The organism is Bacillus sp. JJ1503 (assembly GCF_036965125.1).
Classification (GTDB): domain Bacteria; phylum Bacillota; class Bacilli; order Bacillales; family Cytobacillaceae; genus Cytobacillus.
The window spans coordinates 1-3,220 of record NZ_JBALOZ010000321.1 but is presented as its reverse complement, the minus strand read 5'-3'; the positions used below and the strand labels follow the sequence as shown (position 1 = coordinate 3,220).

3 protein-coding genes are annotated in these 3,220 nt (G+C 37.2%); 2 read left to right on the top strand and 1 reads right to left on the bottom strand.

Annotation, left to right across the window (positions count from 1 at the left end; translation table 11 throughout):
* A partial coding sequence (locus V7149_RS21395) for a sensor histidine kinase (RefSeq protein WP_335347615.1) occupies positions 1-968 on the top strand: 968 nt, incomplete at its 5' end.
* Positions 965-1,567, top strand: a complete 603-nt coding sequence (locus V7149_RS21390) for a response regulator transcription factor (RefSeq protein ID WP_335347614.1) — start codon at positions 965-967, stop codon at positions 1,565-1,567. The genes V7149_RS21395 and V7149_RS21390, both read left to right, overlap by 4 nt.
* A gap of 66 nt (positions 1,568-1,633) precedes the next feature.
* Here the strand turns inward: V7149_RS21390 and V7149_RS21385 are convergent, their stop codons facing one another.
* A complete protein-coding gene (locus V7149_RS21385) occupies positions 1,634-3,013 on the bottom strand; it encodes a PLP-dependent aminotransferase family protein (protein WP_335347613.1) in 1,380 nt (459 codons plus the stop codon).
* Between the last annotated feature and the right edge of the window lie 207 nt (positions 3,014-3,220).

The following is a 3,220-nucleotide window of genomic DNA, read 5'->3' as shown; positions in this document are numbered from 1 at the left end:
ATCATTATATTGATAACGGTGACAGGACCTATACGATATGGTTATTAATTCAAGTTGCCATTATTTTGATTCTATCAATTTTCTATAATATTAATAATGTGTTTTTAGGCTTTTTTCCGGCTAATTTTATCGGATGGTATCGGGATAGAAAAATCTTTTTCAAGGGTCTTATCTTATTTGGCATAGCAATCATTAGTCCAATAATTATTAGGTTTGGAGATCTCTATCCAAATAATTTCTTCTATTTTATACCTTTCATTGTGATCATGCTTATCTCTCCATTTGGGATAAGGTCAATGGCTAATAAAATGGAGCTTGAAGAGAAGCTAAATGAAGCAAATGAAAAAATAAAGGAACTTGTGAAGCGAGAGGAAAGAATGCGAATTGCTCGTGATTTGCATGATACACTCGGGCATACCTTATCCCTCATTACGCTAAAGAGTCAACTAGTTGGAAAACTGATAGAGAAAGATTCTAATAGGGCGAAGGCAGAGGCAAAAGAAATTGAAAGGACGTCGCGTGCAGCATTAGCGCAAGTGAGGGAGCTAGTCTCCGATATGCGAACTATTACCGTTGCTGAAGAGCTACTGGAGTCTGAATCGATTTTGGAAGCAGCGGGGATTACGTTCTTTTTTCATGGTGAAACAAAGCTTGAGGGGATTCCTGTATTAACGCAAAATATATTAAGTATGTGCCTGCGTGAGGCAGTTACAAATGTCGTGAAACATAGTAAGGCAAAGAAATGTCTCGTTCATATTGTTGAGAAAGCAGGGGAAATTCAAATAAGCATTCATGATAATGGAAAGGGGATTTCCATAAATAATATGGCCGGCAATGGTTTGAAGGGAATGTCAGAGAGGCTTCAACTCATTGATGGATCTATCAAAATTACATCTGAAAATGGAACAATGCTGATCATTTCAGTACCCATTATCGTAAAAGAGAGAGAGGCAGGGAATGTTTCATGATTAGAATTTTGATTGCGGAGGATCAAGGAATGCTTCGCGGCGCACTAGGCTCTCTGTTGGATTTAGAGGACGATTTAGAAGTCGTTGCACAGGTTCGGAATGGAGAGGAAGCTTTACGGACAATTTTAGCATTTAAGCCGGATGTTTGTTTGATGGATATCGAAATGCCAATCAAAAGCGGGCTGGATGTTGCGGAGGAGTTAAAGAGCCTTGGTTCGGACTGCAGAATTATCATCCTTACGACCTTCGCACGGCCAGGCTATTTTGAACGGGCTGTAAAGGTTGATGTTCATGGTTACTTGCTTAAAGACGGGTCCAGTGATGATCTTGCGGAATCTATTAGAAATGTAATGAAGGGAAAGCGTGAATTTGCACCTGAGTTAATTTTCGGGAGCATGAAAGAAGAAAATCCGCTAACAGAACGTGAGCGGGAAGTGTTGCGAATGGTCGCGGATGGAAAAACAGCGAAGGAAATTTCAGCAGCACTTTTTCTTTCGACAGGTACTGTTCGAAATTATATGTCAGAAATCATTAGTAAGCTTCAGGTGAAAAATAGGATTGAGGCGATAAGTATCGCTGAGGAAAAGGGATGGATGTAAAACATACTAAATATAGCAGCAAAGACCAAAGACATGGTTTTTGCTGCTATTTTTTTATTCTATAAATTAAAACTTCCAACATCTTAATAGCATTTGGATAGCATCTTCTAATTCACTTTCACGAATTCCAGCAAAACCAAGAACAATTTGCGGGGGATTTTCAAGTATTTTTTCAAGTGAGTAATGGGATAATGGATAAACCTTCATGGCTTTCTCAGCTGCTTTTTGAACTAGTTCCCCTTCACTCATGCCGTTATTAACAACGAGAACGATATGAAGGCCAGAGTGTTCACCAATGATAGAGAGCTTATCTTGATATGGTTTTAATAATTCTACAACTTTTTCGAGTTTACGACGATAAATCTTTCTCATTCTATTTAAATGTCTTTCAAAATCTCCCTCCTTCAAGAACTGAGCTAGAATATGCTGGTCAATTCTTGAGACGGAACATGAATGGTAGAACGGCAATTTCTCTTTATATTGCTGTAAAAGAGGCTTTGGCAGCACCATATAACTAATTCTGATTGATGGCATTAAAGATTTTGAAAATGCACCTAAATAAATCACTTTTTCATGAATGTCCATGCTTTGCAAGGAGGGAATTGATTTTCCGCTATAGCGAAATTCACTATCATAGTCATCTTCGATAATATAACGATCTTTCTCAGCTGCAGCCCACTTTAACAGCTTAGTTCGGCGGTTTACCGATAAGACAGTTCCATATGGAAAGTGGTGGGAAGGAGCTACATAGACAACATTGATGTTTTTATGATTAATTGTTTCTACTTTTGCTCCTTCCTCATCTACTTCAAGAGAATGCACTTCATTTGGAAAGCCCTTTAGAATCTGCAAAATCAAATGGTAACCTGGATCCTCCACACCATAAACCATTTTTTTATCAAATAGAAGAAAGAGCTGCTGCAATAAAATTTCGATACCTGCCCCAACAATTATTTGTTCTGGTGAACACTGTACCCCCCTGGCTTGATACAAATAGTGAGCGATTTCTTGCCGCAATTCCATCTCCCCTTGTAACTCGCCGAGCAGTAGCAAAGAATGATTTTCTTTGGTGATTGTATTTTTTGCGTATTTTCTCCATACGGAAAATGGGAAATTTTCAGTGTCAATCATGCTTGGATGGAAATTGTATTTTATATATTCCTGACTTATTTCTGTATTTTCCTTTAAGGAATGGTTTGTCTGCATATATTCTAAGTCTTCATGCGTCATGACAAAATATCCTCTACGCGGGTAAGCCTCGACATATCCTTCTGCGGTCAATTGCTGATAGGCTGTTTCCACCGTATTTTGACTAATTTTTAAAAAATCAGCTAATTTCCGTTTTGATGGCAGTTTTGTTCCGTATTGTATGCGTCCTTCTATTATTTCCTTTTTAATGTATAGATATAATTNNGATCTATTTAAGTGACATGATAACATTTCCATTTTTATCAAATCTCCTTAATACTGGAATGGTTATTTTTTATAAAACTGGCACTTTCAATACGGTCAATTGCTCTTTATACTAATCAATAGATTCAAAAAATTCAATGGTTTATGAAACGGAATGAGACAGATAACATTTCTAATTATAACTGACCCTATTAAAACATATTAAACTGACACTTTCCAGAAGGTCAATAAATTTTTATA

Bases quoted from the DNA above. Each gene is read 5' to 3' on its own strand.
- V7149_RS21390 (WP_335347614.1), top strand. From the start codon at position 965: ATGATTAGAATTTTGATTGCGGAGGATCAAGGAATGCTTCGCGGCGCA.